Genomic DNA, 26,716 nt, shown 5'->3' with positions numbered 1-26,716 from the left:
TTCAGCCCACGGATTCCGGTGCGGCCGAATCGGATTGCGCCCGGCCGGAGATCTCCGCCGAGAGCTCTTCCAGCGTGCGGCCCTTGGTCTCCGGGGCCAGCGTGGCCGCGATGGCCAGGCCGATGACACTCGCGCCCACGAACAGCCACAGCACGTGGTGCAGGCCCCACGACTTGATCAGCGTGGGCAGCCACAGGGTGCCGATGATCGCGCCGATCCGCGACACCGCGGTGCCCAGGCCATTGGCGGTGGCGCGCACGGCAGTCGGGAAGACCTCGCTCGGATAGACCAGGTTCACGATGCCCGGCCCGGAATTGGCGAACAGCACCGCCGCGCCGAGTAGCACCACCAGGCCGGTCAGTCCCGGGTTCTGCCACAGCGCCAGCACCGTCAGGGCGAGGAACATGCCGATGAAGCCGACGATCAGCAGCGGGCGGCGGCCCACCCGATCCACCAGGGCGACACCTGTGAAAGCGCCCGCGACGCCGACCAGGGCGATGATCAGCGAACCCGTGTAGGTGCCGGTCGTACTGGTGGTGACCTGCTCGAGGATGGTCGGCGTATACAGCGTGATGCCGTAGTAAGACAGCGTGTACATGAACCAGAACCCGCAGCAGAAGAACGTGTAGCGCAGCAGCGGCATGGTCAGCAGCGTGCGCCACGACGAATCATGCTGCGGCGCAGCGGGTCCGGACAGCGGTGCGGTGGCGTCGCCGAGTCCGGTGAGCACCGCGTTCGCCTCCTCGCCACGGCCCTGGGCGGCCAGCCAGCGCGGGGATTCCGGGATGCTGCGCCGCATCCACAGCACGATCAGCGCGAATATCGCACCCAGGACCAGCATCACGCGCCACCTGGCGTCGCCGAGCGGGAGCAGGGCCAGCGCGAAGGCGTATGTGGTCGCCGCGCCGACGAACCAGGTGGCGCCGAGGCGGCACATGAGGCTGCCGCGGCGTTGGGCGGGCGCGTATTCCGCGAGCAGTGAGGTGGAGATGGTGTAGTCCGCGCCCAGGGCCAGGCCCAGCAGAAAGCGGCAGACCAGCAGCTGCCAGACGTCCTGGGCCAGCGCGGCGACCAGGGCGAAGAAGACGAACCCGATGAGGTTCACCAGGTACATCTTCTTGCGGCCCAGCCGGTCGGTGAGGCGGCCGAAGACCAACGCGCCCAAGAACATTCCGACCACCGCGGCCGCGGAGAGCGCACCGGCCATGAAGGTGGACAGGTGCCACTGCCTGGTGACGGTCGGCAGCGCGACCGCGATCACCGTGATGTCGAAGCCGTCGAGGAACATGCCGGCGGCCGAGAGCACGGTCACCTTGCGGTGGAAGGCGGTCAGCTCGGTGGAGTCGAGGACTGAAAAGGCATCGCTGGACACGATGGTCCTTCCTGGGAGATCGAATTGCTCAATCGTTTTAGCAAAGGTAGAGGCGTCGAAGCGAGCGCTCGCCCCGGACGTTGTCGAGAGTTCAGAGCGCGGTCATCCGAGTTCAGCCTCCGTTCGCTAGTGTTTCTCTCCGTGGTAGCCGGGAGCGAACCGATCACGCAGCGCGATGTGGCGATATCGCTCGGAGTCTCCATTTCGGCGGTCAGCCTGGCACTCGCCGGGCGGCCCGGCGTCAGCGACCAGCTGCGAGAGCGCATTCTCCAACGCGCCGCCGAACTCGGCTACCGGCCCAATGCCTCCGCGGTCGCCCTGCGCACCCGGCGCACCCGGGTACTGGGACTGCTCATCCGCAACCTGCGCAACCCGCACTTCCTGGATGTGATCGACGGCTTCGACGAAACTTGTTCCGCCGCGGGCTACGACGTCATGGTCGGCTCCTCGCGCTACGACGCCGGCCGGGAGCGGCAGCTGCTCGACGCTTTCCAGCATCGGGCCGTGGACGGGCTGGCCATCGCGCCCATCGGCACGAGTCCGCATGCGCGGGAATGGCATTCGGTCACCCGGCGGCCCGTGGTGCTGCTCGACACCGCCGACCGCGAGCATCCCGGGCTCACCATGAGCGTGCGCTCGGACCAGGAGACCTCGGTCGATCTCGCGGTGCGGCATCTGCTCGGACTGGGACACCGGCGGCTGGCCATGGTGGTGGCGCCACCGGAGAAGTCCCCGGATCCCGAACGGCTGGAACGCTTCCGGCGGCTCGGCGGCGAACTCGGCTTCACCGCCCTGCCCGTGACCACCGAACTCTCCGCCGACGCGGCCCGCCCCGCCGTCACCGCGGCCCTGCGGGTGCACCCGGACGAGCGGCCCACCGCGTTCATCACCAACAGCGACTACATCGCCCACACCGTCTACCTGTCCGCCGCCGACTGCGGACTCCGTGTACCCGAGGACGTTTCGGTCATCGGCCACGACGACCTCCCCACCTCCCCCTCCCTGTCCCCGGCCCTGACCACCCTCGCCGTGGACCGCCACGCCATCGGCTGCCGCGCCGCCACCCTCCTGATCGACGCCCTCCACTCCCGCCCGATCGACCAGCCCAACATCGTCGTCCCGGTCCACCTCGAGACCCGATCCTCAACCGCCCCGCCACCCCGCCCCACCTAGATCGCACCGCGCCCCGGCTCGGCCGGCAGCCGCCGCTGCGTCGGATCGGATCGGTCTACATCGGCGACCGCATGGCCTACATCAACCCCGACGAATGCACCGACTGCGGCGCCTGCGAACCGGTCTGCCCGGTCGAGGCCATCTACTACGAGGACGATATGCCGGATGGGCAGGAGGGGTTCATCGCCGAGAATCGGCGGTTCTTCGACGAGCCGCTGCCGGGCCGCACCGAGGCGCTCGGAGCGCCCGGCGGGGCCTTCCGATTCGGCAAGGCGGGCGTCGACACGCCGTTCGTGGCGGCGTATCGGAGGTAGGGGCTGGGGCAGTTCGGCGAATCGCCTGTGGCAGAACGCGGCACCCGCCGACGGCATGCCGGCGACCCCCGTATCGGGACCCTGCCGCTAACGCGAGTTCCCGGCACCCCGATGATCTAGAGGTGACACGTGCGCGGCGGGATGCCATCAAGGCCAGGTCAGTGGCGATTCTCGCGATGGGCGCTGCCCTCGCGGCGGTGGCCACCGGCTGCGGGACCACCACCACCTCGACCGGCCCCAGTTCCACGGCCCCCACTTCGGCTCCCGCCGCCGCCCAGCAGTCCGACGCCCCGGCGGGCAGCGGCCACGGGCTCTGCCTCGACATCAATTCCGACCTGGCCCGGGAGGCCATCGCGCGGCTGTCGCCGCCGCCGGTCGGCGGGTGGAAGACAGGTCAGGCCGCCGATGATCAGATCTCCGCGGGTTGTGCCGGGGTGCTGTCCTGGATGACGGTCAATTCCGACACCAACCACCCGTACACCCACGTTCTGTTCTTCACCAACGGCACGTATCTGGGGACGGCCACCCCCAACCCGTACATGTACACGATGGTGACCGGCAAGACCCGCACCTCGCTGTCGCTCACCTACCACTGGCTCAACGGCAACGACCCCATGTGCTGTCCCCAGGGCGGACCCAGCGTGGTCACCTTTACTCTCACCGGCACTACTGTGAAGGCCGACGGCCAGCTCCCGCCGCACAATTGAACCGTCCGTCACCCGAGGAGACGTCCCGCGTGCGAGTTGGAATCCTGTCCTTCGCGCTGGTCGTCGCCACCGCTCTGCTGACCGCCGACACCGCGGCCGCGCCGCCGCGTCCCGCCCCGATCGCGGCGGTCGGCGGCCGGCTCACCCCGCCCATGGGCTGGAATTCGTGGAATTCCGGAATTCCGCTGACCGAGCAGAACATCCACGAGGTCATCGACACCATGGTCGGATCCGGCATGCGCGACGCCGGATACCGCTACGTGAATCTGGATGCCGGATGGGCTGCCCCGAAACGCGACGTCACCGGGAACCTGCGGGCCGATCCGCGGCGGTTCCCGCACGGCATGGCCGCGCTCGCCGACTACGCGCACGCGCGCGGCATGTATCTGGGCCTGTACTCGAGCCCCTACAACGAGACCTGCGGGCAGACGCCCGACAATGCCGGTCGCGGGCACGAGACCGCGGATGCGCGGACCTTCGCGGGCTGGGGCGTCGACTTCCTCAAATACGACTGGTGCCGGGCCGACACCGACCTCGCCGAGCAGGTGCCCGCCTTCACCGCCATGCGGGATGCCCTGCGCGCCAGCGGGCGGCGGATCGTCTACAGCATCAACCCGAACAGTTCGGGCAACCTCCACGCGGGCGGGGACTACGACTGGTCGACCATCTCGGATATGACCCGCAATACCGCGGATCTGATTCCGCTGTGGCACAACGGGTCGCCGGATCAGCGCCTGGCCACCAGATCCGGCCGCGGCCTGATCGGTGTTACCGACGAGCTGGGGGCCGCCGAACCGCTGGCCACCCGCGCCCGCCCCGGCTACTGGAACGATCCCGACATGATGGTGGTCGGGCTGCCGCTGACCGAGTTCATCAGCGCGCATCTGGCGGGCTATCCCGCCGATGTCCTGGCCGGGCCGTTGACGACCCGCCAGATTCTGGAACTCGAGACGTCGTTCGATCTGTCGCCCGAGGTGGTCGGCCGCCTGCGCGATCCGCAGTTCAGCCTCGATCCCGAGGAGCAGCGCGCGCACTTCTCGCTGTGGGCCATGCTCGCGGCGCCGCTGATCGCCGGCAACGATGTGCGCGCGATGTCCGAGCAGATCCGCGCCCTGCTGACCAATGCCGATGTCATTGCCGTGGACCAGGATTCGCGGGTGGCGCAGGCGACGCCGCTGCCGGGGGACGGGCGGATTCTGGTCAAGCCGCTCGCCGGCGGCGCGGTGGCGGTGGCCGTGTTCAATCCCGGCGATCGGGCGGCGACCATCGAAACCGGGCTGGCCGCAACCGGATTGCGGCGGGCGGAGTGTTACTCGGTGCGCAATTTGTGGACGCACACCGACACCACGACCACCGGTGCGCTGAGCGCCGCCGATATTCCGGCGCACGGTGTGGCCATGTTCGAGGTCGGTTCCGGCTGCGCGGCAATCCCATCCGAAGAGTAGACAGTAGAACTATCCGATAGTTACGCTATCCATTATGGATGCCAGCACTGAGCCCGAATCCGCCGCTGAACCCGGCCCCGCCTCGGGGGTCAGCAGGCGACGGCTCCTCACCACCACCGGAGTCGCCGCGACCCTCACCGCGGCGGCGGGCGCGGCCGGCGGCATCGCCCTCGTCCAGGGCGGGGCGCCGACCCCCGTGGTAAAGCCTTCCGGCGCACGGCGTTTCGACCGGAAGGTAGTGCTGATCACCGGCGCCACCTCCGGCATCGGCCGCTCGGCCGCCCTGATGTTCGCCGCCGAGGGCGGGCACGTCGGATTCTGCGGCCGCAGAGAACAACTCGGCCGCCAGGTCGAACAGCAGATTCGGGCGGCGGGCGGGGAAGCCACCTACATCCGGGCCGATGTCCGGGTGGAATCCGATGTGCGCCAGTTCGTGGACGCGGTCGCCGACAAGTACGGCGGGCTCGACGTCTGCTTCAACAATGCGGGCATCACGCTGCAGAAAGCCTTGCACGAGTACAGCTCCGCCGAATGGGACGACGTCGTCGACACCGACCTGCGCGGCAACTTCCTGGCCTTGAAATACGAGATCCCGCACCTGATCGCCCGCGGCGGCGGGGTCGTGGTCGTCACCTCCTCGTCCAACGCCATCGCCACCACCGAGGGCCGGGCCGCCTACACCGCCGCCAAACGCGGGCTGGTCGGCATGGTCCAAGCGGCCGCCTACGACTACGCGGACAAGAACATTCGCATCAACACCCTCATCCCCGGCACCACCGACACCGAACTGGTCCGGCGCGCGGCAGGCGCGATGAACCTCCCCGACGAGGTATGGAAGACCATGACCGAGGTCTACGGCAAACAGCACGTCCCCGGCCTGCGCCGCATGGCCACCCCCGACGAGATAGCCGCCTTCGCCCTGGCCCTGGCCTCCGACGACTTCCCGTACATGACCGCCGCCCAGATGGTGATCGACGGCGGCAAGACCGCCTACGCGGGATAGCCGTGACTTCGGATCAACGGGTCTGCGTGATGCGGCTGTGGACCTCGGCGGCTACCGCGGAGTCGCCGCGGGGAGTGGGGTGGAAGGGGAGGCCGACGAGGTTCACCTTGGGGTCCAGGACGGAGAGGAGCCAGGGGTCGGGGGAGCAGAGGCCGTGGCCGGCGGTGGGGGTCCGGGCGTCGACGAAGTCGATGGAAAGGGCTTGGGCGGCATCGCGTTCGGCGTCGTCCAGGCGGTTCCAGAATTCGTTGATAGCGGTGGCTCGGGGCTGGACGTAGCGGACGACGCCAAGGACGTCGAGACACCAGGCGGTCGAGTTCGCCGGGGCCAGTTCGGGATAGCCGACCAGTTCGATCTTGGCGTTGGGGGCGTAGTACTTCACATAGTCGACGACTTTGCGGATGCGGTCGGCGTAGGCCGGTCCGTTGACCGTGTCGAGGTCGGGCCATCGGCCCTGGGACGCCGCGTCGGCGTCGCAACCCTGAGAGATGTTGAACGCGCAGGTCAATTGGGCGGGGGCATCGGCGGTGGTCGCCGAATCATGCGGCCACTCGTCGTTGGCTCCCAGCTGGATCGCCACCACCTGGGTGCGTGGCCCGAACGCCCCGTTCTTGGCGGCCTTGATCGCCAGCTGCGCCAGGGTGTAGCCGTCGCGGCCCGGAACCTGCTGCCCGCTCGAGGTCACGGGGCCGCTGTCGATCGACGCATTGGTGCAGGTGGCGTTCTCGAAGTCCGAGGTTCCGGCGACGCCCATGAGCGCGCTCAGCTGGACGGGCCAGGACGTGTCGCGGTGCAGGCATTCGTGCGCCGCGACGTCGTTGTTGCCGTCGCATTTCACCAGGACCCCATCGCACGGCGGGTTCGCGGCGAACGAATCACCCATGACCACAAGCGTTTTGCCCTCGACGGGAGCGGGTTCGTCGGCGGCGGCGGTGCCTATCGAGCCGGCCGCGGCGAGAACGGCGACGGCGGCGGCCAGCCTGAGTGGAAGCACGGCCCCGCCGCTGGTCCTGAAACTGATCAATGCAAATCCTCGATGACGTCGGCACTCTCGCTCAAGAGGCCGGTGGGACAACCATATAGGTCAACTTCGGCCAGGCGACGGACATGGGAACCAGGGGCTCGCGGCAGATCCACACGGTCACGTGGTGATTCTGTCCGGGGATGCCGAGCGGGTTGTCCATCTGCAAAGCCGGTGTGGTGTGGGCGAAATTCGCCAGGAAGGCCCGCAGCTCCGGTCCGTCGTTGTAGCCGACATACATGACGGTCGTGGTCGAGTCCGGCGGCGGACCCCATTCGGCGAAGCCACGATTGGGACTGTAGACCGGCGGAATCCATTGGGACCGGCCGTAATGGTCGAGCGCCCCGGCCTCGTTATAGGCCTCGGTGACGACGACGGCGCCGGCCTGTTCCTCGGCCGGCAGGCCGATCGCCACCTTGTGCACCGCGTCGGCCAGGTCCTCCCAGTTGTCGTTGCCGTAGTGCTGCAGAAAGCCCCAGTAGCCGGTGTCCGGCACGTCGATCCAGCTCTTGGGGTAGGGGAGCAGCGCCAAGCAGGCGGTCAGCACCGCCGAGAGGACGGTGAGGCCGGTGAACAACCGCCGCAGCAGCAGGGCGCGGGTACCCGCGACGTCCAGGAAGCCGGACAGGATCGACGCGCCCGCGCCGAAGATCGCGGGAACGATCCCGGCGACGTAATAGGACCGGCCGTGTCCGACGACGACCAGAACCACCATCAGCAAGGCGGCGATCAGCACGAACCGATACGGCCGCAGCTTCGGCTCCCGAGCCAGGCCGTACAGGCCCAGCACGCCCAGCCCGCCGCCGAGGAATCCGGTGACCACCATGATCGCCACGACCGTCCCCAGCTGTCCGCCGTCGCTCCCCGCCGTTTCCTGGGCGATGGCGCTGTTGGTCGCCAGCTGTGGCCAATGGTGGGAGGCCTGCCACAGCAGGGCGGGCGTCATGGCGGCCGCGAAGATCGACAGCCCTGCCCACAGTGCGGGGCGGCGCAAGACCTCGCGGGGTCCGACGGCGAGAATGCCGAGGGCGACACAGGCCCCCAGCATCAGCACCAGCCATTTGTCCTGCACGTCGATCGCCGCCGCCACACCCGCGGCGATGAGCAAGCGGTCCCGGCGGGTGCGCACCCAGCGAACCAGCAGCCAGATGATCAGCGCCTGGAACGCCACGTCGAATGCGACGCTGTCCAGCACGGTGTAGGCGACGACGAACGGTGAGACGGCGTACCCCGCCGCGGCGAGCATCTGGTAGCGCGGCCGCGCACCGCATTCGCGGGCCACCGCCGCCGCGAGGACGGACACCGCGATCAGCAGCAGCAACCCCGGGATCCGCAGCGCGAGAACCGATCCGGGGGCGATCACGTCGGCTGCCCGCGCGATCAGCGGTATCACCGGTCCGTTGTCGACGTAATCGACCGCCAGGCGCCGGCCACACGCGAGGTAGTACAGCTCGTCACCGGCGAGCTGGAACCGGGCCGCGGAGATGGACCAGACGAGCGTGATCAACCCCGAGACCAGCAGGACGCCGCGCCACGCGAATTCGGGTGGTGCCGAGGTCGATTCGGATTCTGGGGTGTACGTGAGCGTCATTGCTTCTCCGATGGATGCGCCACGGCGGTACTCGTCCGGCTGGCAGGGTGAGGCCGTGTCAGTGCGCGACGTGGCTGTAGACGGTGGCGGCCACGACGGCGTCCCCGCGGGGTGAGGGATGGAAGGGCAAGCCGGCCAGGTTGATCTGCGGATCGAGGAAGCCGTTGAACCACGGATCGGCAGAACACAATCCGTGGCCCGCGGTCGCCTGCTTCACGTCGACGAAGTCGATCTGGAGCATCCCGGCCGCGTCGCGTTGCGCATCCTGGAGCCGGTTCCAGAACTCGACCATGGCGCGAGCCCGCGGCTGCACCCAGCGGACGAGGCCGAGGAAGTCGAAGCACCACTCCGAGGCGCCCTCCGGCGCTACCTCGGGATAGCCGACCAGTTCGATCCTCGCGTTCGGCGCGTAGTACTTCACGTAGTCGACGACTTTGCGGATGCGGTCGGCGTAGGCCGCTCCGGTGATCGCATCGAGCACCGGCCACCGGCCCTCGGCCACCGCGTTCTCGTCGCAGCCCTCGACCAGGTTGAACACGCAGGTGAACACCCTGGTCGCGTCGGCGGTGATCGCGTCATCCTTCGGCCACGCGTCGTTGAAGCCCAGCTGGATCGCCACCACCTGGGTCCGCGGCCCGAACGACCCGTCCCGAGCGGCTTCGAGCACCTCCTGCGTCAGGGTGTACCCGTCCCGGCCGGGAACCTTCTCCCCGGTCGATGTCACCGGACCGGTATCGATGGTCGCGCTGGAGCACGAGTTGTTCTCGACGTCCTCGGCGGCGATGCCCATCAGCCCACTCAGTTGAACGGGCCACGAGGTGGGGCCGTGTAAACAGGCCTGCAGACCGGTGCTGTTCTCGTCCGCGCACTTCACCAGCACCGCATCGCACGGTGGGTTCGCGGTGTACGAGTCACCGAGCACGACGAGCGCGCGGCCCGGTGCCGGTGCGGGTTCGGCGTCGGCCGTGCTCACCGACACGGCCGCGGCGAGCACGCCGACGGCGGCGCCCAGCCGGAGCCGGAGCACGGCCCGGCCTGTAGTCCAGGAACTGGTCAATGCAAATCCTCATCGGGCCACGGCCAGCCCGCATAGGGTGTCGACCATGACGCAGGTCACAGCGTCTGACAGATAAAGCAAAGTATCTCCTTTTCACTTTCTCGGCAAGCAAGCGGCTGGTGGACTGTCGGACTCGCCGGGGGGTGCTCCGGCTCACGGGGTGGGGTGACCCGAAATTCACTCAGTCGACGCCTGATTCGGGTTTCGGGCAGCGAATCTGGTGTCCTCATACTGTTTTTCGCCTCGTGGCGGCCATTCGAACAGGCCGAATGATGCGTGCGGCGTCCGGTGCTCAGTTCCCGTAAGTGATTGGCGGAGTGGTGGATTCGGACAAACTGCCCATCGATTGGGGTCTCAGGGTTGCGGCGAAACACCCGTGCGAAACTCGAGCCGATGATCACCTACTTGCAAGCCGCTGTCATCGGCGCCGTACAGGGTGTCACCGAACTGTTCCCGATCTCGAGCCTGGGGCACTCGGTCCTGGTCGCGGATTGGGTCGGTGGTAGCTGGAAGCAGGTGACAGTGGGAAGATCCGGCCGGGGTGCGACCTATCTGGCCTTCGTGGTGGCATTGCACGTGGCCACGGCGATCGCGTTGCTCGGCTACTACTGGCGTGACTGGCGGGCCATCATCGCCGGTTTCCTGGCCACGTTGCGAACCCGGCGCGCGGAAACCGTTCCGCAGCGACTCGCCTGGCTGATCGTTCTCGCCACTCTTCCCGTCGCGGTCCTGGGCCCTTTCCTGGATCGCCCGCTGCACGCGCTGTTCACCACGCCCGTCGACACCAGTGTCTTCCTGACCTTGAACGGTGTCGTGCTCGTCATCGGCGAGGGATTGCGCAGGCGCAACGAACCGACATTGGCGGAATACGGTCGCCGGTTCGGCCGCCGTGAGGCCCACCGGTCCGTTCACCCCGCCGGACCGAAGCGCCCCCGTCAGACCGACCGCCCGCTGGCTGCCCTGAGCCCCCTGGACGCCATCGGTGTCGGCTTCGCCCAAGCCGGCGCACTGCTGACCGGCTTCAGCCGCGCGGGACTCACCATGGTCGGTGGCCTGTGGCGCGGTCTGGAAAATGAGCACGCCGCCAAATTCGCCTTCCTGCTCGCCACTCCGACGATTCTGGGCGCCGGCCTGGTCGAGTTGCCGGAGCTCGCCGAACCGAGGATCGCCGCCATCCGCGGCCCGGTACTCCTCGGCGCCTTCGTCTCCGGAACCTGCTCATGGTTGGCGGTGCGCTACCTCGAGCGCTACTTCCGCACCCGCACCCTCCTCCCGTTCGCGGCCTACTGCATCATCGCGGGCACCCTGTCGACCATCCGATTCATGTGAGACAGAACCGAATCCCCAGCGCGTTCTCCAGCGGCGCTATTGAACGTGAAATCCCCAGCTGCAGAGCAGATTCTGTGAACGTGGGGGCAAGTTGGGGCGGGAGCGAGTGACCACGGGCGCTCGGCCGACCTCGAGCCCGATGGTGTGGATCGATCCCGTCAGTGCATCCGCAATCCCATGTTGCTCCGGAGGTATTCGCTGAATCCTTGGATTCAGTCCAGGTGCCGGCGTACTTCGGCGGCGAAGCCCGATACCCCGGATCGGTCGAGGACATCGAGCAGACCCTGGAGGTGTTTCGGGGGTCGCTTGTGTTGGGCGACTTGCGTTTGGAGCAATCGGACTACCTGCCCGGGGGCTAGATCCAGCATGTCCAGTAGGAAGTCGTCCGGATGCATCAGTTCGGGGAATCCGTCGCCGATGGGTCTGACCTTGAAGTCTTTGATATTGAAGGTCAGCAGCGCGTCGGCATTTCCCTGTAGCGCGGCCGCAAGGACGTGTCTGTCCTTGGGGTGGTTCTCCATTCGTTCGGTCAGCTCTTCATAACCCTCGACCATGGCGTCGGGGAAGAACGTCCGCAATGTGTCGATCAAGCGGTCTACTTGTGCGGTCCGGCGGGCGTCATCGCCATGCGCGGCTGCGAGATTGCGTTGCAACTCGGCCAGGACCTCGGCTGACCACAGCGGTTGTATGAGATCTGCTTCGGCTAGGCGCAGTACCGTGTCGCGCAGATGCGCCGGATACAGGACACAGGTGTCGAGGAAGACTCGCTGCATGGCTCAGTGCCGTTTCAGTGGCTCCGGGGGAGTCTCGTCGTACAGTCCTAGATCCTCGGAGATCCTGGTGATCTCGGACAGTCCCGCCGCGCGCTCGGCACGTCTGTATTCGCGGAACGCCAGGACATCGGTGAGACGTACTCTGCGATGCCGACCCGGCCGGGTGAACGGAATCGCACCGGAGTCCAGCAGCTTCACGAACGTCGGCCTGCTCATGCCCAGCAATTCGGCCGCCTCCTGTGTGGTCAGCGTGGTGTGCAGCGGTGCGACGGTCACGGCCTTGCCCTCGGACAGCGCGTGGGCTACCAGGCGCAATGCCTCGAATACCTCTCTCGGTAGGGCCACGACCGCGCCTTCCGAGGAGCGTAGGATCGCCGCCTCGACCGAGGGAGCCGTGTCCAGGAATCTGCGCAGCTCCGCGATCTGATCCGGATGCTCCGGCAGCAGCGTGCGCTCGTTCAGTGTCTCGGTCATCCTGTCGGCCTCCTGCGGTCGGCCTCCATTATGCCGATCTTTCGAATAATTCGAAAGGAGTTGCTTGGTCCGGGTGGATGGTTTCGACTACCCATGGACGCATCGGCTCGATCTTTGCGAGCTGGAATGCGAAGCGCCCGAACGACTTCGACCGGCCGCCCGTTGGAGCGACGTTGACAGAACTGCGTCCGGAGCCTGGTGAGAAGTTGGGAAATACTCGAGTAAAGAGTTCGGCCCAGGTCAGAAAGAATTCTCTGACCTGGGCCGATGAGGGTGGCTGACGGGACTCGAACCCGCGACACCCAGGATCACAACCTGGTGCTCTACCAGCTGAACTACAGCCACCATTGCCGGTAACTTCCGGCGCGGTAGAGCTTAACCGGTCCGCGCGGTGAGTACCTAATCGGCTGTTCAGGATGGGTTTGCGGGGGGTTCGGCGGGGGTGGAGAGTTCGGCGGCGACGGCGGCGATCTCGGCGGTGGAGGGGCCGGGGGCGGGGACGAAGGCGGTGCGGCGGTAGTACTCGAGCTCGCGGATGGATTCCTTGATGTCGGCGAGGGCGCGGTGGGCGAGGCCCTTCTCGGGCTGGCCGAAGTAGATGCGCGGGTACCAGCGGCGGGTCAGTTCCTTGATGGAGCTGACGTCGATCATGCGGTAGTGCAGGTGGGCGTCGAGGGCCGGCATGTCGCGGGCGATGAAGCCGCGGTCGGTGGCGATGGAGTTGCCGGCCAGCGGGACCGTGCGCGCGGTGGGGACGTACTGCTTGATGTAGTCGAGGATCTGCTGCTCGGCCTCGGCGACGGAGACGGTGGAGCGGCGGACCTCCTCGGTGAGCCCGGAGCGGGCGTGCATCTCGGCCACCACCGGCGGCATGGCGGCCAGCGCGTCGTCGTCGGCGTGGATCACGATGTCCACGCCCTCGCCGAGGATATTGAGGTCACTGTCGGTCACGAGTGCGGCCACCTCGATCAGCTTGTCGCTGTCGAGCTGTAGGCCGGTCATCTCGCAGTCCATCCACACCACGTACTTGTCCACCCGCCAAACACTAACGCTTCGGCGTTCCGCGACCCGGAGGCCCGGCCGCGTCGAGCCCGCTCGGCCGCCCGACCGGGCAGTATCGTTCACATCAGTCCCGCATAACGAGCGGTCGGCATGTTGGTTGGGCAGTTCCCAGGGCAGTAGTTCACAGGGCAGTCGCAGTTGGCAGAGCAGACGGAGGATGCGCGATGACCACCCCGCAGGAGAAGGCAGCGGCGGCACGGAAGGCGGCGGAGGAGGCGGCGCGGATCGCGGCGGAGGCGGCGGCCGCCGCCGAGGCCGCGGAAAAGGAAGCCGCCGATCAGGAGGCGGCGGCCAAGGCCGCTGAGACGGCTCCTGGGGGCAACGGCATGACGAAAACCGCTGCCGCGGAATCTGATCAGGCCGCCGAGGACGAGGCCGCCGCACGGGAGATCGCGGCGGGATACGCCATGGAGGGCCTGGCGCTGGAGCTGGGCACCGTGGTCGTCGGCGACAGCGTGCATCCCGATGCGCGGGTGCGGATTCCGATGAAGACCATGAACCGCCACGGCCTGGTCGCGGGCGCCACCGGTACCGGTAAGACCAAGACCGTGCAGGGCATCGCCGAGCAGCTCTCGGCGGCGGGCGTGCCGGTGGTGCTGGCCGATATCAAGGGCGACCTGTCGGGTCTGGCGCAGCCGGGGCAGGCGAACGACAAGCTGCTGGCCCGCGCCCGGGAGACCGGCGATCCGGACTGGAGGCCGCAGGGCTTCCCGTGTGAGTTCGTCTCCCTCGGCACCGGGGGGATCGGCGTGCCGATCCGCGCCACCATCACCTCGTTCGGCCCGATCCTGCTCAGTAAGGCGCTGGGGCTCAACGAAACCCAGGAATCCACCCTCGGCCTGATCTTCCACTGGGCCGACCAGAACGGCTTGGCGCTGCTGGATCTGAAGGATCTGCGCGCGGTCATCCAATACCTCACCAGCCCGGAGGGTAAGGAAGATCTCAAGGGCATCGGCGGGGTCTCCGCGCAGACCGCGGGTGTGATCCTGCGCGCACTGGTGAATCTGGAGGCCGACGGCGGTGACACCTTCTTCGGCGAGCCCGAGCTCGAGCCCGCCGATCTCATGCGCACCGCGGGCGGGCAGGGCGTCATCACCCTGTTCGAGCTGGGCGCGCAGGCCGCGCGGCCGCAGATGTTCTCGACCTTCCTGATGTGGGTGCTGGCCAACCTGTTCCAGACCCTGCCCGAGGTCGGCGATATGGACAAGCCCAAGCTGGTGTTCATCTTCGACGAGGCGCACCTGCTGTTCAACGACGCCTCCAAGGCGTTCCTGAACCAGGTCGAGCAGACGGTCAAGCTGATCCGCTCCAAGGGCGTCGGCGTCTTCTTCTGCACCCAGCTGCCCACCGACATCCCGAATCCGGTGCTCTCCCAGCTGGGTGCGCGCATCCAGCACGCGCTGCGCGCATTCACGCCGGAAGATCAAGCGGCACTGTCGAAGACGGTGCGCACCTATCCCAAGACCGCCACCTATGATCTCGAAAAGGCGCTCACCTCGCTGGGTATCGGTGAGGCCGTGGTGACGGTGTTGTCGGAGAAAGGCGCGCCCACCCCGGTCGCCTGGGCGCGCATGCAGCCGCCGCGCTCGCTCATGGACACCATCGGGGACGACGGAATCCGTTCCCGCGCACAGCAGTCCGCGCTGTACGGCAAGTACGGGACCACCATCGACGCGGAATCGGCCTATGAGATCCTGACCGCGAAGATTCAGGCGACCGCGCAGCGGCAGGCCGACGAGGCGGCGGCCAAGGGCTCGCGCGCGGCCAGGCCCGCCCCGCAGGAGGATTCGATGGCCGAGAAGATCGTCAAGAATCCCGCCTTCAAGAACTTCCTGCGATCGGCGGCCACCGTCGCCGGGCGCGAGATCAGCCGCAGCATCTTCGGCACCCGGAAGCGGTAGCTCGGCTCAGCGCCCGATATCGCGGCTGAGCAGATCGTCGATGGTTTCGCGCCGGACCAGCTCCCGGCACCGGCCGTCGCGGACCGCGACGATCGGCGGGCGGCCGACGCCGTTGTAGGACGAGGCCAGGCTGTGGTGGTACGCCCCGGTGCAGGGCATGGCCAGCACCTCGCCGGGCCGCAGGTCGGCCGGCAGCCGGACGTCGCGGGCCAGGATGTCGCCCGCCTCGCAGTAGCGTCCGGCGATGGTGGCGCTCATGTGCGGGCCGGTGGGATGCCGGTTGGCGACCACGGCGTCGTAGCGCGCGCCGTAGAGGGCGACCCGCGGGTTGTCGCTCATACCGCCGTCCACGGTCACGTAGGTGTGGCCGTGCTCGACGTGTTTGACCGACAGCACGCGGTACAGCGTGACGCCCGCCCGTGCCACGATGGCGCGGCCGGGTTCGAGGGCGATGCGGGGGCGCGGGAAGCCGTGCCGGGCGCAGGCGGCGTCCAGCGAATCCTCGATGATGTCGGCCAGTTCGGCCAGGTTCATCTCGGCGTCGCCGCTGCGGTAGGCGACCGCGTGCCCGCCGCCGAGGTCCAGGTCGGTCAGGGTGACGCCGAATTCGTCGCGGATGCGGGCCATCTCGGCGATCATGCGCCGCACCGCCTCGCCGTAGGGGAAGGTGTTGTAGATCTGCGACCCGATATGGCAGTGCAGCCCGGCCAGGGTCAGATTCGGTTGCCGCACAATGCGATCCACCGCTTCCAGCACCGCCCGCCCGCCGATCGGGAAACCGAACTTCTGATCGGTGACGCCGGTGCGGACCGCCGGATGTCCGTCGATGTCGATATCGGGGGTGACGCGCAGCAGCACCCGCTGCGGCCGCTCGGCCAGCGCCGAGAGCAGCGTGATCTCGGTGAGCGAGTCGATCACGATGCGCCCGACCCGGCAGTTCACCGCCGTCTCCAGTTCGGCGAAGGGTTTCCCGTTGCCGTGCAGCACGATCCGCTCCGGATCGGCCCAGCTGGACAGTGCCACCGCCAGTTCCCCGGCCGAGCACACGTCCAGCGACAGTCCCTCGTCGGTGATCCATTCGGCCACCGCGCGGGTGAGCAGTGCCTTGCCCGCATAGATGATCTCGGCGTCGGGGAACCGGGTGCGGTAGGCCTGACAGCGGGTGCGCACCTCGCCCTCGTCGAGCACATACGTCGGCGTGCCGTATTGATCGGCGATGTCGGCCAGCGCCACGCCGCCGACGGTGATGCGCCCGTCGGCGTCGTAGTGGGTTTCGCGTGGCCAGACCGCCGGATCGAGCCGGGGAACCATGCCCCCGTCACGCAGCGACGGGAAGATCTCGAGCAGCGTCAAGACGTCTCCTGGTGAGAGCTCCCCGCTTTCTCTCATGCGGGGCCGACACCAGGACTACGCCGGATTCCGTGGTCCGGAATGTCCGGCAACGTCCCCTTTACGAGCGTCCCGCCGATCTTGACGGTTTGCTGATCAGCTGCCGAGCTTCTTGTAGGCGGCGCCGGCCACCACCGAGGTGATCGAGCGCGGGCCGAACTGCCCGGCCAGGCTCATACCCTTGCTGATCAGGCCCGGGACCACGCGCATCTTGTTGCGGGCGAGCGCGTCGATGGTGATCTTGGCGGTGTGGGCGGCGGTGACCCAGATGAACTCCGGGATCTTGTTGCCCATCTCCTCCTGGTCCGGGTTGTCGGTACGGACCGGGCCGGGAGCCAGCAGGGTGACATTGATGCCGGTGCCCTTGAGCTCACCGCGTAGCGACTCGGAGAAGGTGTTCACGAACGCCTTGCTCGCGGAGTAGGTGGTGTTGTTCGGAATCGGCATATTGCCCGCCGCCGAGCCGGTGACGAGGATGCCGCCCGCCCGGCGCTCCAGCATGCCCGGCAGCACGGCCAGCGTGAGATCATGCACGGCAACGGCATTCAGTTCCATGATGTCGCGCTCGTAGTCCAGGTCCAGCTTGGCCAGCGGGCCGAAGGTGGAGACACCGGCGTTGTTGCAGAGGATGGCGATGTCCCGCGCGGCCAGCTCCTTGGCCAGCGGCGCGCGCTGATCGCGGTCGGACAGGTCCACCGCGCGCACCTCGGCGGTGATGCCGTACCGCTTGGTCAGCCGCTGTGCCAGCTCGGCCAGCAGGTCGCCGCGGCGGGCGACGAGGATCAGCGAGTAGCCCCGCGAGGCAAGCTCTTCGGCGAGGGCGGTGCCGATCCCGGAGGAGGCTCCGGTGACGACGGCACGATTGTCGGCGGTGGGTACAGGCAGGCTCACGGGACCCGAGCCTACCGATGTTCGCGCGGATGGTGCGCTCGGCGTGCGGGTGGGGTACACGAAAGGGAAACCACCCCACCCGCACGCCCGCGTTCGCGCCGTTCAGCGCGTGTCCGGCGGGCGGATCAGGAAGTGCCTGCCCGGATCAGGCGGTGCACGTCGAGATCAGGCGGTGCACTTCGAGATGAGGACGCTGGCCTGGGAGGGATCCGCGCTGCCCAGGCTCACCATCAGGGGGTTCGGGTCCGGGCCGCTGGCCGCGAGAGCATTGCGCTCGGCGGCGGCCAGGTTGTTGCCCAGGCCGGTGTACAGGCGGCCGTCGCGGTCCACGAGGGCGGCGCAGCCGTTGTTCCAGCGCAGCTCCACCACACAGTTGGAGTAGCCGCACTGGTCCATGGCGTCGGCGTCGGCGCGGCCCTGGTCGGGCGCGTTGTAGGCGTAGCCGATGGACCACTGGTCGCCCCGGTCGGCGACAGCGAAGGAGCCGTAGTAGTCGTAGTCGGCGTGCGCCGTTCCCATGCCGGTGCTCATCAGCGCGGCGGCGGCGGAGGCCGCCGCACCGGCGGCGGCCTTACGAGACAGATGCATAGAGAATTTCTCCCCCAGGATCGTTGAAGCAAGTGCTCCGCGATCATGGCAGGGTGGTACGACATTCCCGACCATCTGAATCGGTTGGTGTATCGGTCATTTCGGATTCCGGCCGGAAATGTCGGGACCGGTCAATTGCCGGGCTTGGGCTCCATGAAGGCGATGCCCCAGTTCAGGTGGCCGTGCCAGACGCTGGCTATGCGGCCGCCCTGGACGGCGGGTTTGGGGTCGCCGATCGGGCCGCCCGCGGCGCGGACGGCGGCGACGGTGGCGTCCAGGTCGGGGGACAGGAAGGCGACGCCGGTCAGGGCGGGCGCGCGGCCGGAGGACACGGCCTCGATGAACGGTTCGCCGACCCGGTAGAAGGCCATTTCAGGTCCCTCCGGGCCGCGCGGGAAGAAGCGCCGGCGCGGCGGGACGCCGAGGACGGCGGTCAGATCGGCGACGGCGTCGTCCAGATCGGGCACCCAGTAGACGACGTGATCGACGGTGATCACGCCGTTCGGATGCATCGGCATGGAATCAGCTTCGGGCCTCGTCGATTCCAGGTACGGGATGCCGAGTGATTCGGGGGCGGCATGGGTTTCGTCGAAGCCCCAGGCGGGCTCGCCCAGGGTGCAGGCGACGCGGCCGATCTGCACTCGGCCGCCGCTGACGGTGAAACCCAGTGCCGCCCAGGACTGCTCGTCTCCGGGCAGTCCCAGGCGGGTGAGGTTCGGCATTACAGGGCCGCCGCCAGCCGGGTGCCCTGGTTGATGGCACGCTTGGCGTCGAGTTCGGCGGCCAGGTCGGCGCCGCCGATGAGGTGCACCTTCACGCCCGCGTTCTGCAGCGGCTCGTGCAGGTCGCGCACGGATTCCTGGCCCGCGCACAGGATCACGTTGTCGCATTCGATGATCTGCGGGCGCTGGCGCTTCTCGCCGAAGCTGATGTGCAGGCCCCGGTCGTCGATGCGCTCGTAGTTGACGCCGCCGATCTGCTCGACGCCCTTGGCCTTGACCGCGGCCCGGTGCACCCAGCCGGTGGTCTTGCCCAGTCCCTTGCCGAAGGAGGACGACTTGCGCTGCAGCAGTACGACTTCCCGGGCGGCGGGGGAGGGCCTGGGGGTGGTGACGAAGCCGGGGACGGTGGGATCGTCGGAGACGCCCCACTCTTCCTTCCACTCGTCGAGCTTGAGGCTGGGATGTCCTTCGACGGTGAGGAATTCGCTCACGTCGAAGCCGATGCCGCCGGCGCCGATGACGGCCACCTTCTTGCCCACCGGCTTGCCGTCGCGCACCAGCTCGGCGTAGGTGAGCACCTTCGGGTGGTCGATGCCGGGGATATCGGGGATGCGCGGCTTCACGCCGGTGGCCAGGATGACCTCGGCGTAACCGCCCGCGATGAGCTGCTCGGCGGTGGCCCGGGTCTCGAGATGCACACGCACACCGGTGATTTCGAGCTGCCGGGTGTAGTAGCGCAGGGTCTCGTTGAACTCTTCCTTGCCCGGGATCCGGCGGGCGATGTCGAACTGCCCGCCGATCTTGTCGTCGGACTCGAACAGGTCCACGTGATGCCCGCGCTGGGCCAGGCTGACCGCGGCCGAGAGCCCGGCCGGTCCCGCGCCCACCACGGCGAACTTCCGGGTCCGGCGGGTGGGCAGCAGCTTCAGCTCGGTCTCGTGGCCGGCGCGCGGATTCAGCAGGCAGGACACGGTTTTGGCCTGGAAGGCGTGGTCCAGGCAGGCCTGGTTGCAGGCGATGCAGGTATTGATCTCGTCCCCCCGCGCGTCCTGGGCCTTGCGCGCCCAGTCCGGGTCGGCGAGCAGCGGGCGGGCCAGCGACACCAGGTCGGAGTCGCCGCGGATGAGGATCTCCTCGGCGGTCTCCGGCATATTGATGCGGTTGGACGCGCACACCGGAATGCTCACCAGGTCCTTGACCTTCGCGGTCCACTCCACGAACGCCGCACGCGGCACCGAGGTGACGATGGTGGGCACCCGGGCCTCGTGCCAGCCGATGTCGGTATTGATGATGGTGGCGCCGGCGGCTTCCACATCCCGTGCGACGGCGGCGATTTCGTCCCAGGTCTGGCCCTTCTCCACGAAGTCGGCCATGGACAGTCGGAAGACGATGATGAAGTCCGGCCCGACCGCCTTGCGCACCCGGCGCACGATCTCGCCCGCGATGCGGCGGCGGTTCTCCGGCGAACCGCCCCACTTGTCCTTGCGCTTGTTGGTGCGCTCGGCCAGGAACTGGTTGATGAAATAGCCTTCACCACCCATGATTTCGACGCCGTCGTACCCGGCGAACTTGGCCAGGTAGGCGCAGCGCGCGTAGTCGTCGATGGTGTCCTCGACGCCCTTGGACGAGAGCGCGCGGGGCTTGAACGGGTTGATGGGGGCCTTGATGGCGGAGGCGGACACGCTGGTCGGCATGTAGGAGTAGCGGCCCGCGTGCAGGATCTGCAGCGCGATCTTGCCGCCCTCGGCGTGCACCGCCCTGGTGATGGCACGGTGCCGGTAGGCCTCGGTCTTGTTGGTCAGCTTGGCGCCGAAGGGCAGTAGCCAGCCGGTGCGGTTGGGGGCGTAACCGCCCGTGATGATCAGCCCGACACCGCCTTTGGCCCGCTCGGCGAAGTAGGCGGCCAGCCGGTTGGTGTGCCAGGCCCGATCCTCGAGGCCGGTGTGCATGGAACCCATGACCACGCGATTGCGCAGCGTGGTGAATCCCAGGTCCAGGGGTTCGAACAGGTGCGGGTACGCGCTCATCGCTGAGTGCCTTTCGGTTCGGACGCCTGCGACCGGGCTGAGTCGCGCTCGAGGGCGTCGAGTACTTCCTCGCACCAGTCGACGATTCCCTCCTCGACGCGGATGCCGCCGCGCAGGACGAGGTACTGGTGCAGCTTGGGGCCGGTGAGCTGATCCGGCGCCGGGTAGTCCTTCTTCTCGAAGGTGCGGTACAGGTCGAGCCGGTGCGCGTGCTGGTCGCGGTGGCGCTGCACCTCGGCGGTGAGCGCGCCGACATCGCCGAGGGAGGCGGCTCGCAGCTTCACGCCGAGTTCGTTGCGCATGGGTTCCAGATCGGCGGGTTCGGCGATCCAGCGGATCAGTTCGGCCCGGCCGGCGTCGGAGACGGTGTAGACCTTCTTGTCCGGGCGGCCCTCCTGGGGCACGGTCTCCGCGATGACCCAGCCCTGCTCGTCCATGCGCTTGAGCACGCGATAGATCTGCTGGTGGGTAGCGTTCCAGAAGAATCCGATGGATTTGTCGAAACGGCGCGCCAGGTCGTATCCCGAGCTGGCGCGTTCGGTCAGCGATACCAGCAGCGCGTGTTCGAGGGCCATGCCGCCAGGGTAACTGAGACGAGACGTACTATGCAATTCAGTGCATAAGGTGTCGGCGTGGTGCGGATTCGCCGGTGTGTCGGTTAACGCGGCCGGTAGCGAACCGGATTTCAGAGCAAATCACCCGCCCGGGGTGCTGGGCGGGGGTGGACTCAGGGGAGGAAACATGCGTTCGGCATTCACGACGGTGGGGGCCGCGGTGCTCATCGCGACATCCGCGGTGCTGATGACGGCCTGCAATGACAAGGACACCACCGGGGCCACGCCGACTTCGGTGAGCGCCGCGGCACAGGGCGCCGGGCAGCCGAATGACACTGCCGCTCCGGGTGGCACCCTCGGGCCCGGCGGCACGAACTCCCAGGCGACCGTGCGCACTATCGGCAAGACCGGTTGGTACGAGGGCTTCGAGATCACCGTCGACAAGGCCACCGTCACGCCGGACGAATTCGGCGGCGCGAAGGTGCGGGTGGACATCACCTACAAGAACACCACCACGAAGGACCAGACGCTCAGCACCGTTCCCGGCGTGCAGATCGACGGCGCACTCGATGCCGGGGCCGGATTCGACAATCCGGATGTGCCCGGAAAGGGCTCGGCCGCAGGCGATGTCACCACCTCGGTGAAGAAGCTGGACAATGCCGAGCACCTGCTCGACACCATCACCATCGTCTACGGCACCTCCGCGGACAATCAGACCCTGATCCCACTGAAGACCGACGCGAAGGCCGACAGCGTCGCTCCCGGGACGCTGAACGTCTCGGGCAAGCTGGTGCAGGACCAGACCACCGTCGAAATCACCGGCGGCACACTGACACCCAGCTACACCAAGGGTGAGCGCAACAAGATGGATCTCGCCCTGCACATCAGGCTGGTCGGCGGCTCCGGCATCGCCGCGGGCGGACTGAACGTCTTCTACGAGTACTTCAGCATCAAGACGCCGGACGGCCAGAACGTGGTGGCCGATATCCGCGGCCCCATCGACGAATTGCTCAACCGCGACCAAACCATCGACAAGGCGGACAATGTCGTCGTGTTCGTGGTTCCCGCGCCGGCCACCGGCTCCTACGTCGTCAGCTACGACGCGACCAAGGGTGCGAGCACTGCCCCCACCTACTCCTTCACGGTCAGCTGAAAACTCCTGCGCGCCCGGTCTCTCCAGATCCGGCAGCCACTCGGGCGCGCGTGTTCAGCGTTGTCGTGCTCACAGCCCGGCGGCGAAGACCCGCGCCGCCTCGAGATCACCGGCATCCGGCCGCCCCTTGTTGACGCCGCCCACCACTCGCAGCGGCGCCCAGGTGTCGAACGCGCGAACCGAGAAGGTATCGACCACCTCGAACCCCGCGCGCCGGACCAGCCGTGCCATCGGCCACAGTTGCGGCGGAAACCCACTGGTGGCGAACACGAAGGCCCTGCCGCGCTCCGCTTTCGGCAGCGACCGCACGAACCCGCGCAGCCGGGGGTGGAACATCTGGTTGAAGATCCCCGATCCGAACCCCACCAGGTCGTACTCCCCGAGCGAGCTCACCTCGACCTGCTCGGGCTCCAGGACCGTGGCCTCCAGCACCTCGCCCATGGCCTCCGCCACCCGCCGCGTATTGCCATGTAACACCGAAACACACACGATCAGGACCTTCATCACAACGCTCCTTCGCTACCCGCATCGATCGGACATGCCCGGAGACACCACCCGAGTCTCGACCGTGACATCGAAGCGCTGTGTCGGCCGTCATAGGGCTCGCACTCTTGGACCGGTGTCGGTGTGGCGACGGCCAATTCCGGTGGTCATGGTTCCGTCGATCACTTTGAAACTATGGCATTTCATATATGTCGGGATGTCAATTCGGAGCGGACCGCAGGTCGAGTGCACTGTCATGTTGCTTCCCGTGCCGGGTGCGGAGGCCGTCGCCGTCGGCACGCGGGACGCAGCTGATCGGGGCGTTGCTGACCAGCTTGCGGGAGTGTGACATGCTGGTAGCGAGCACGGGTTGTTGATGTGATCGCTCGGCTCGCAACAGGGAGATTTAAAAAGAATGTCGCAAGGCAGTGTGAAGTGGTTTAACGGCGAAAAGGGCTTCGGGTTCATTGCGCAGGACGGCGGCGGTCCCGACGTTTTCGTCCACTACTCCGAGATTGCCGGCTCCGGTTTCAAGTCCCTCGACGAGGGCCAGCGAGTCGAGTTCGAGATCGGCCAGGGCCAGAAGGGTCCGCAGGCGCAGAACGTCCGCGCCATCTAGGAGCCGACACAACACCTAACCCGCGCCGACCGGCGCGGGTTTCGTGCTTTTCGGAGGCGTTGCGTTGTTGCTCGCGCACTTCCGGAGACTTGGCGAAGTCAGAAATCTCTGCGGCGCAGGCTTTCCCATCCGGCCCACATCGCAGCGGCCGCCCAGATGGCGGTGACGGCGAGGCCGGTCCAGGGGCCGAGGGTTCCCGACGGGTTGTGGACGAGTGCCTGTCTGCCCGCCCGGTCGGGGAGAAACTGGATGAGGCCGCCGTCGTGGGTGACGTCGCCGAGAGTGAACGACAGCAGCAGGACCACGGGTACGAGAATTCCCATGGCTGCCATGGCGTTTCGGAATACGGTCGCCAGGCCGGCGGCGAACAGGGCGATCAGTGCGAGATAGAGTGCGCAGCCGATGATCGCGCGCCACGCCGCCGGATCCTCGGCCCGCACCCGCTGCTCCCCCAGCAGTGGTTGCCCGACGAAGAAACACAGCGCCGCGGTCGGCAGACCGGCCAGTAGCGTGCCGGCGCCGATCACCAGGAGGTTCGCCGAATACACCAGGCCCCGGCGCGGTACCGCCGCGAACCAGATGCGCGCTCCGTTGCTCCTGAACTGTGCTGCCGCACAGACGGCTCCGACACAGATAGCGGCGAGCTGACCGAAATTGATTCCGTAGAACGAGATCAGCAGCGCATCGAAACCCGGTTTGCCCGCATCGTGCCTGCCGAGGCTGACGGTCCCGGTCAGTGAAAATCCCACGGTGGCCGCGAACATCAGTGCGACCAGGCCACTCAGCACCGGCAGCGATCGGGCCTTGATCCATTCGGAGCGCAGGATTGCTGTGAAAGACATTGTCACATCACCTTTTCCGGTGTCGTCGGGGTCGAAGTGGCGGACGCGAACTCGGCGGCGTCCGTGGTCAGAGCGAGGTATGCCTGCTCCAAAGTTCCCGACTCGTCGGCAAGTTCGAGGACCGGAACGCCGGCTCGGACGAGCAGTGGGCCGACGGTGCCGACCCGGGTCCCCTCGACATACCAGCGCCCCGAATCGCCCGCGACCGAATCGAAGCCCGCATCGGTCAACACGGTGCGCAACATTTCGGGGGAGTCGGTACGAATCCGGACCCGCGGCCGGGCATGGCGATCGATGAAGTTGTCGAGGCCGGTGTCGGCGAGGACCCTGCCCCGACCCAGCACCACGAGATGGTCTGCGAAGGAAGCGGTTTCGTTCATCAGATGGCTGGAGACGAACACTGTCCGGCCCTCGTCGGCAAAGCTGCGCAGCGTACTGCGCAGCCAGATGATGCCCTCCGGGTCGAGCCCGTTGGACGGCTCGTCGAGCATCAGCACCGGCGGATCGCCCAGCAGGGCGGCGGCGATCCCGAGCCGCTGACGCATACCCAGCGAGAATGTCTTGATCCGTTTGCCGGCCACCGTCTCGAGACCGACGGCTCCCAGCACGTCGTCCACGCGCCGCCGGGGAATCCTTTCCGCGGCGGCGAGTGCCGACAGGTGTGCGAACGCGGTCCGGCTCGAATGCATCGCGAAGGGGTCGAGGAGTGCGCCGATCAGACGCTGTGGCCGGCGCGCGGCGGTGAATGGGTGACCGGCCACTGTCGCACGGCCCGAGGTCGGCCGATCCAGGCCGAGCACGAGCCGCATCGTGGTGGACTTGCCTGCGCCATTGGGACCGAGGAAACCGGTGACCCGGCCCGGCCGCACCGAGCAGGTGACCCGGTCCAGCGCCCGCTTCGGGCCGTAGTCCTTGGTGAGCTCGTGAAGGTCGATGGTGGTCATGGACCTCAGCCTGGTTTCGTATGGGGATCGTGTCCTCCCGCTGCCGGGTGAACCGTCTCCCCAATTCGGGGGAGCCGAGGCTCGGGAGGCGGCTGGCACGATGAAGCCATGATCAGTTCGGTCGTGTCACGGTTTTCCGATCCGGTGACGTACTCGCGCGGGCTGCATCTGGCGCTGCCGCTCGCCATCGTGGCACTGTGGCTGTACATCGACCGCACCCACTGGTACCTGCCTGCGGCGCTCGCCGTGCCGGTCGGGCTGATCCCTGCGACACGCTTGGCGGAGGGTCTGCAGGCACAGCTGTTCCTGATAAACCGCGAACACGGTGCGCCCCAGCGTTCGATCACGGCCGCCCGTTCGGTGGACCGGTCGGATCGATGGCGGACCGTGTTGTGGCTGGAAGTCCGGCTGGGGCTGAGTGTGATCCTGCTGGCAACGTGTGTGCCGGTCGTGCTGCTCACCCGGGACCTGGTGCGCGCGGCGACCGGGAGCCAGCCCGCCCACGACGCCATCGTGCGAATCACGCACCCGCACTGGTGGTTCGGGCTGCTGATACCGGTGACCATCGCCCTGCTCGGCATCGTCGTCATCGGCCTGGGCGACCTGGTCACCGTCGCGGCGCGCACGCTGCTGGCGCCGTCCGCCGCGCAGCGGCTGCGAGCCCTGGAGGAGAGCACCGAGCGACTGCTGGAACACAATCGGATCGCGCGCGAACTGCACGATTCGATCGGCCATGCCCTGACCGCTGCGGTCCTGCAGGCCGGCGCCGCGCGAGCGGCCGGTGACCCCGAGTTCACCGAACGCGCTCTGACCGCCATCGAGGACACCGGGCGCGCCGCACTGGAGGATCTGGATCGGGTCCTGCTCGTGCTGCGCGAGCCCCACCGTCCGATCCATGAGAGACCGACCCTCGCGGACGCCGAGCGGCTGTTCGAAGCAGCCCGGTCCGCAGGTGCGACGGTCGACGCCGCGGTAATCGGTCCGCTGCATCGGATTCCGGGTCCGGTCTCGCGGGAGGGCTACCGAATCCTGCAGGAGGCCATCACCAATGCCATGCGCCACGCCGGACGGGTGCCGATCGAGGTTCGGGTGCTGTCCGGGCCGGATCGGCTCGACCTCGATATCGCCAACGAGCTGATCGGCCCGATATCCGCCGGCGCCGGAACCGGGCTCCGCGGCATTCGCGAGCGTGCCGAACTGCTGGGCGGATCGGTGCGGCTCGGCGCCGAGGGCGGCAGGTGGCGGGTACGGGTCGAGCTACCGGTCCAGGCTCGAGGGTGAT

25 protein-coding genes, 1 tRNA gene and 1 pseudogene are annotated in these 26,716 nt (G+C 67.7%); 10 read left to right on the top strand and 17 right to left on the bottom strand.

Annotated elements, in window-relative coordinates; all coding sequences use genetic code 11:
• Nucleotide 1: 1 nt before the first annotated feature.
• Entirely contained in the window at nucleotides 2–1,372 is a 1,371-nt protein-coding gene (locus ACWEQQ_RS11155; RefSeq protein WP_452348091.1) for an MFS transporter, read from the bottom strand.
• A gap of 141 nt (nucleotides 1,373–1,513) precedes the next feature.
• Here ACWEQQ_RS11155 and ACWEQQ_RS11150 point away from each other — a divergent pair, with 141 nt between their 5' ends.
• The 5 genes and pseudogenes from ACWEQQ_RS11150 to ACWEQQ_RS11130 all read left to right on the top strand — a co-directional run bounded on the left by ACWEQQ_RS11150 (nucleotide 1,514) and on the right by ACWEQQ_RS11130 (nucleotide 6,014).
• Entirely contained in the window at nucleotides 1,514–2,545 is a 1,032-nt protein-coding gene (locus ACWEQQ_RS11150) for a LacI family DNA-binding transcriptional regulator (protein WP_452348090.1), read from the top strand.
• Between the two features lie 44 nt (nucleotides 2,546–2,589).
• Nucleotides 2,590–2,859 (top strand): annotated as a pseudogene (locus tag ACWEQQ_RS11145) (indolepyruvate ferredoxin oxidoreductase subunit alpha); the annotation flags it as partial.
• Nucleotides 2,860–2,981: 122 nt separating this feature from the next.
• On the top strand, nucleotides 2,982–3,566 hold the full coding sequence (locus ACWEQQ_RS11140) for an LppP/LprE family lipoprotein (protein WP_452348089.1): 585 nt from the start codon (nucleotides 2,982–2,984) through the stop codon (nucleotides 3,564–3,566).
• A 29-nt stretch (nucleotides 3,567–3,595) separates the two neighbouring features.
• Nucleotides 3,596–5,011, top strand: coding sequence for a glycoside hydrolase family 27 protein (locus ACWEQQ_RS11135; protein WP_452348088.1), 1,416 nt, complete (start codon nucleotides 3,596–3,598; stop codon nucleotides 5,009–5,011).
• A 34-nt stretch (nucleotides 5,012–5,045) separates the two neighbouring features.
• On the top strand, nucleotides 5,046–6,014 hold the full coding sequence (locus tag ACWEQQ_RS11130; RefSeq protein WP_452344063.1) for an SDR family NAD(P)-dependent oxidoreductase: 969 nt from the start codon (nucleotides 5,046–5,048) through the stop codon (nucleotides 6,012–6,014).
• Between the two features lie 13 nt (nucleotides 6,015–6,027).
• On the opposite strand, the gene ACWEQQ_RS11125 is transcribed toward ACWEQQ_RS11130, so the two are convergent.
• From ACWEQQ_RS11125 to ACWEQQ_RS11115, 3 genes are read right to left on the bottom strand one after another with little or no spacing between them, the layout of a single operon-like run.
• A complete protein-coding gene (locus ACWEQQ_RS11125) occupies nucleotides 6,028–7,038 on the bottom strand; it encodes an SGNH/GDSL hydrolase family protein (protein WP_452348087.1) in 1,011 nt (336 codons plus the stop codon).
• A gap of 31 nt (nucleotides 7,039–7,069) precedes the next feature.
• Complete coding sequence (locus ACWEQQ_RS11120) at nucleotides 7,070–8,626, bottom strand: ArnT family glycosyltransferase (RefSeq protein WP_452348086.1); 1,557 nt, start codon at nucleotides 8,624–8,626, stop codon at nucleotides 7,070–7,072.
• 58 nt (nucleotides 8,627–8,684) lie between these two features.
• The gene (locus ACWEQQ_RS11115) at nucleotides 8,685–9,683 is read right to left on the bottom strand and encodes an SGNH/GDSL hydrolase family protein (protein WP_452348085.1); all 999 of its coding nucleotides are present in this window, start codon (nucleotides 9,681–9,683) and stop codon (nucleotides 8,685–8,687) included.
• Nucleotides 9,684–10,076: 393 nt separating this feature from the next.
• Between ACWEQQ_RS11115 and ACWEQQ_RS11110 the strand changes: the two genes are divergently transcribed.
• Nucleotides 10,077–11,012: an undecaprenyl-diphosphate phosphatase gene (locus ACWEQQ_RS11110; RefSeq protein WP_452344059.1), complete on the top strand. Its 936-nt coding sequence runs from the start codon at nucleotides 10,077–10,079 to the stop codon at nucleotides 11,010–11,012.
• A 212-nt stretch (nucleotides 11,013–11,224) separates the two neighbouring features.
• Here ACWEQQ_RS11110 and ACWEQQ_RS11105 read toward each other — a convergent pair whose 3' ends face one another.
• From ACWEQQ_RS11105 to orn, 4 genes are all read right to left on the bottom strand, one after another.
• Complete coding sequence (locus ACWEQQ_RS11105) at nucleotides 11,225–11,785, bottom strand: PIN domain-containing protein (RefSeq protein WP_452348084.1); 561 nt, start codon at nucleotides 11,783–11,785, stop codon at nucleotides 11,225–11,227.
• Nucleotides 11,786–11,788: 3 nt separating this feature from the next.
• Nucleotides 11,789–12,259, bottom strand: a complete 471-nt coding sequence (locus ACWEQQ_RS11100) for an excisionase family DNA-binding protein (protein WP_452348083.1) — start codon at nucleotides 12,257–12,259, stop codon at nucleotides 11,789–11,791.
• Between the two features lie 272 nt (nucleotides 12,260–12,531).
• Nucleotides 12,532–12,604, bottom strand: a tRNA-His gene (locus ACWEQQ_RS11095).
• 66 nt (nucleotides 12,605–12,670) lie between these two features.
• Nucleotides 12,671–13,294 carry an oligoribonuclease gene (orn, locus tag ACWEQQ_RS11090; protein WP_452348082.1) on the bottom strand — a complete coding sequence of 208 codons (624 nt, stop codon included), beginning with the start codon at nucleotides 13,292–13,294 and terminating at the stop codon, nucleotides 12,671–12,673.
• Nucleotides 13,295–13,485: 191 nt separating this feature from the next.
• Between orn and ACWEQQ_RS11085 the strand changes: the two genes are divergently transcribed.
• Complete coding sequence (locus ACWEQQ_RS11085) at nucleotides 13,486–15,222, top strand: helicase HerA-like domain-containing protein (protein WP_452348081.1); 1,737 nt, start codon at nucleotides 13,486–13,488, stop codon at nucleotides 15,220–15,222.
• A gap of 6 nt (nucleotides 15,223–15,228) precedes the next feature.
• On the opposite strand, the gene lysA is transcribed toward ACWEQQ_RS11085, so the two are convergent.
• From lysA to ACWEQQ_RS11055, 6 genes are all read right to left on the bottom strand, one after another.
• Complete coding sequence (lysA, locus tag ACWEQQ_RS11080; RefSeq protein ID WP_452348080.1) at nucleotides 15,229–16,575, bottom strand: diaminopimelate decarboxylase; 1,347 nt, start codon at nucleotides 16,573–16,575, stop codon at nucleotides 15,229–15,231.
• A gap of 132 nt (nucleotides 16,576–16,707) precedes the next feature.
• On the bottom strand, nucleotides 16,708–17,502 hold the full coding sequence (gene cmrA / locus ACWEQQ_RS11075) for a mycolate reductase (protein ID WP_452348079.1): 795 nt from the start codon (nucleotides 17,500–17,502) through the stop codon (nucleotides 16,708–16,710).
• A 165-nt stretch (nucleotides 17,503–17,667) separates the two neighbouring features.
• Nucleotides 17,668–18,090, bottom strand: a complete 423-nt coding sequence (locus tag ACWEQQ_RS11070) for a DUF4189 domain-containing protein (RefSeq protein WP_452341813.1) — start codon at nucleotides 18,088–18,090, stop codon at nucleotides 17,668–17,670.
• Nucleotides 18,091–18,221: 131 nt separating this feature from the next.
• Nucleotides 18,222–18,812 (bottom strand): VOC family protein, encoded by a 591-nt coding sequence (locus ACWEQQ_RS11065; RefSeq protein ID WP_452348078.1) that lies wholly within the window; start codon nucleotides 18,810–18,812, stop codon nucleotides 18,222–18,224.
• Nucleotides 18,812–20,839: an oxidoreductase gene (locus ACWEQQ_RS11060; protein WP_452341815.1), complete on the bottom strand. Its 2,028-nt coding sequence runs from the start codon at nucleotides 20,837–20,839 to the stop codon at nucleotides 18,812–18,814. The genes ACWEQQ_RS11065 and ACWEQQ_RS11060 overlap by 1 nt, the downstream gene beginning before the upstream one ends.
• Complete coding sequence (locus ACWEQQ_RS11055; RefSeq protein ID WP_452341816.1) at nucleotides 20,836–21,414, bottom strand: PadR family transcriptional regulator; 579 nt, start codon at nucleotides 21,412–21,414, stop codon at nucleotides 20,836–20,838. The genes ACWEQQ_RS11060 and ACWEQQ_RS11055 overlap by 4 nt, the downstream gene beginning before the upstream one ends.
• A 166-nt stretch (nucleotides 21,415–21,580) precedes the next feature.
• On the opposite strand from ACWEQQ_RS11055, the gene ACWEQQ_RS11050 reads away from it, so the two are divergent.
• A complete protein-coding gene (locus ACWEQQ_RS11050) occupies nucleotides 21,581–22,546 on the top strand; it encodes a hypothetical protein (RefSeq protein ID WP_452348077.1) in 966 nt (321 codons plus the stop codon).
• Between the two features lie 69 nt (nucleotides 22,547–22,615).
• Here the strand turns inward: ACWEQQ_RS11050 and ACWEQQ_RS11045 are convergent, their stop codons facing one another.
• A complete protein-coding gene (locus tag ACWEQQ_RS11045) occupies nucleotides 22,616–23,050 on the bottom strand; it encodes a flavodoxin family protein (protein ID WP_452348076.1) in 435 nt (144 codons plus the stop codon).
• Between the two features lie 394 nt (nucleotides 23,051–23,444).
• Here ACWEQQ_RS11045 and ACWEQQ_RS11040 point away from each other — a divergent pair, with 394 nt between their 5' ends.
• Nucleotides 23,445–23,648: a cold-shock protein gene (locus ACWEQQ_RS11040; RefSeq protein ID WP_040813159.1), complete on the top strand. Its 204-nt coding sequence runs from the start codon at nucleotides 23,445–23,447 to the stop codon at nucleotides 23,646–23,648.
• Nucleotides 23,649–23,746: 98 nt separating this feature from the next.
• On the opposite strand, the gene ACWEQQ_RS11035 is transcribed toward ACWEQQ_RS11040, so the two are convergent.
• Nucleotides 23,747–24,490: a hypothetical protein gene (locus tag ACWEQQ_RS11035; RefSeq protein ID WP_452348075.1), complete on the bottom strand. Its 744-nt coding sequence runs from the start codon at nucleotides 24,488–24,490 to the stop codon at nucleotides 23,747–23,749.
• 2 nt (nucleotides 24,491–24,492) lie between these two features.
• On the bottom strand, nucleotides 24,493–25,434 hold the full coding sequence (locus ACWEQQ_RS11030; RefSeq protein WP_452341820.1) for an ABC transporter ATP-binding protein: 942 nt from the start codon (nucleotides 25,432–25,434) through the stop codon (nucleotides 24,493–24,495).
• Nucleotides 25,435–25,542: 108 nt separating this feature from the next.
• Here ACWEQQ_RS11030 and ACWEQQ_RS11025 point away from each other — a divergent pair, with 108 nt between their 5' ends.
• On the top strand, nucleotides 25,543–26,715 hold the full coding sequence (locus ACWEQQ_RS11025; protein WP_452348074.1) for a sensor histidine kinase: 1,173 nt from the start codon (nucleotides 25,543–25,545) through the stop codon (nucleotides 26,713–26,715).
• The last annotated feature ends 1 nt before the right edge of the window (nucleotide 26,716 follow it).

This window comes from Nocardia sp. NPDC004123 (genome assembly GCF_053603795.1).
This window is presented reverse-complemented; position numbering and strand designations above follow the sequence as displayed.

What these genes read in the sequence shown, in the direction of transcription:
- ACWEQQ_RS11025 (WP_452348074.1), top strand. Translation starts at nt 25,543, where the DNA reads ATGATCAGTTCGGTCGTGTCACGGTTTTCCGATCCGGTGACGTACTCG.
- ACWEQQ_RS11030 (WP_452341820.1), bottom strand. Translation starts at nt 25,434, where the DNA reads ATGACCACCATCGACCTTCACGAGCTCACCAAGGACTACGGCCCGAAG.
- ACWEQQ_RS11100 (WP_452348083.1), bottom strand. Translation starts at nt 12,259, where the DNA reads ATGACCGAGACACTGAACGAGCGCACGCTGCTGCCGGAGCATCCGGAT.
- ACWEQQ_RS11045 (WP_452348076.1), bottom strand. Translation starts at nt 23,050, where the DNA reads ATGAAGGTCCTGATCGTGTGTGTTTCGGTGTTACATGGCAATACGCGG.
- ACWEQQ_RS11105 (WP_452348084.1), bottom strand. Translation starts at nt 11,785, where the DNA reads ATGCAGCGAGTCTTCCTCGACACCTGTGTCCTGTATCCGGCGCATCTG.
- ACWEQQ_RS11120 (WP_452348086.1), bottom strand. Translation starts at nt 8,626, where the DNA reads ATGACGCTCACGTACACCCCAGAATCCGAATCGACCTCGGCACCACCC.
- ACWEQQ_RS11085 (WP_452348081.1), top strand. Translation starts at nt 13,486, where the DNA reads ATGACCACCCCGCAGGAGAAGGCAGCGGCGGCACGGAAGGCGGCGGAG.
- ACWEQQ_RS11040 (WP_040813159.1), top strand. Translation starts at nt 23,445, where the DNA reads ATGTCGCAAGGCAGTGTGAAGTGGTTTAACGGCGAAAAGGGCTTCGGG.
- ACWEQQ_RS11060 (WP_452341815.1), bottom strand. Translation starts at nt 20,839, where the DNA reads ATGAGCGCGTACCCGCACCTGTTCGAACCCCTGGACCTGGGATTCACC.
- ACWEQQ_RS11065 (WP_452348078.1), bottom strand. Translation starts at nt 18,812, where the DNA reads ATGCCGAACCTCACCCGCCTGGGACTGCCCGGAGACGAGCAGTCCTGG.
- ACWEQQ_RS11110 (WP_452344059.1), top strand. Translation starts at nt 10,077, where the DNA reads ATGATCACCTACTTGCAAGCCGCTGTCATCGGCGCCGTACAGGGTGTC.
- ACWEQQ_RS11055 (WP_452341816.1), bottom strand. Translation starts at nt 21,414, where the DNA reads ATGGCCCTCGAACACGCGCTGCTGGTATCGCTGACCGAACGCGCCAGC.
- ACWEQQ_RS11070 (WP_452341813.1), bottom strand. Translation starts at nt 18,090, where the DNA reads ATGCATCTGTCTCGTAAGGCCGCCGCCGGTGCGGCGGCCTCCGCCGCC.
- ACWEQQ_RS11035 (WP_452348075.1), bottom strand. Translation starts at nt 24,490, where the DNA reads ATGTCTTTCACAGCAATCCTGCGCTCCGAATGGATCAAGGCCCGATCG.
- ACWEQQ_RS11130 (WP_452344063.1), top strand. Translation starts at nt 5,046, where the DNA reads ATGGATGCCAGCACTGAGCCCGAATCCGCCGCTGAACCCGGCCCCGCC.
- ACWEQQ_RS11050 (WP_452348077.1), top strand. Translation starts at nt 21,581, where the DNA reads ATGCGTTCGGCATTCACGACGGTGGGGGCCGCGGTGCTCATCGCGACA.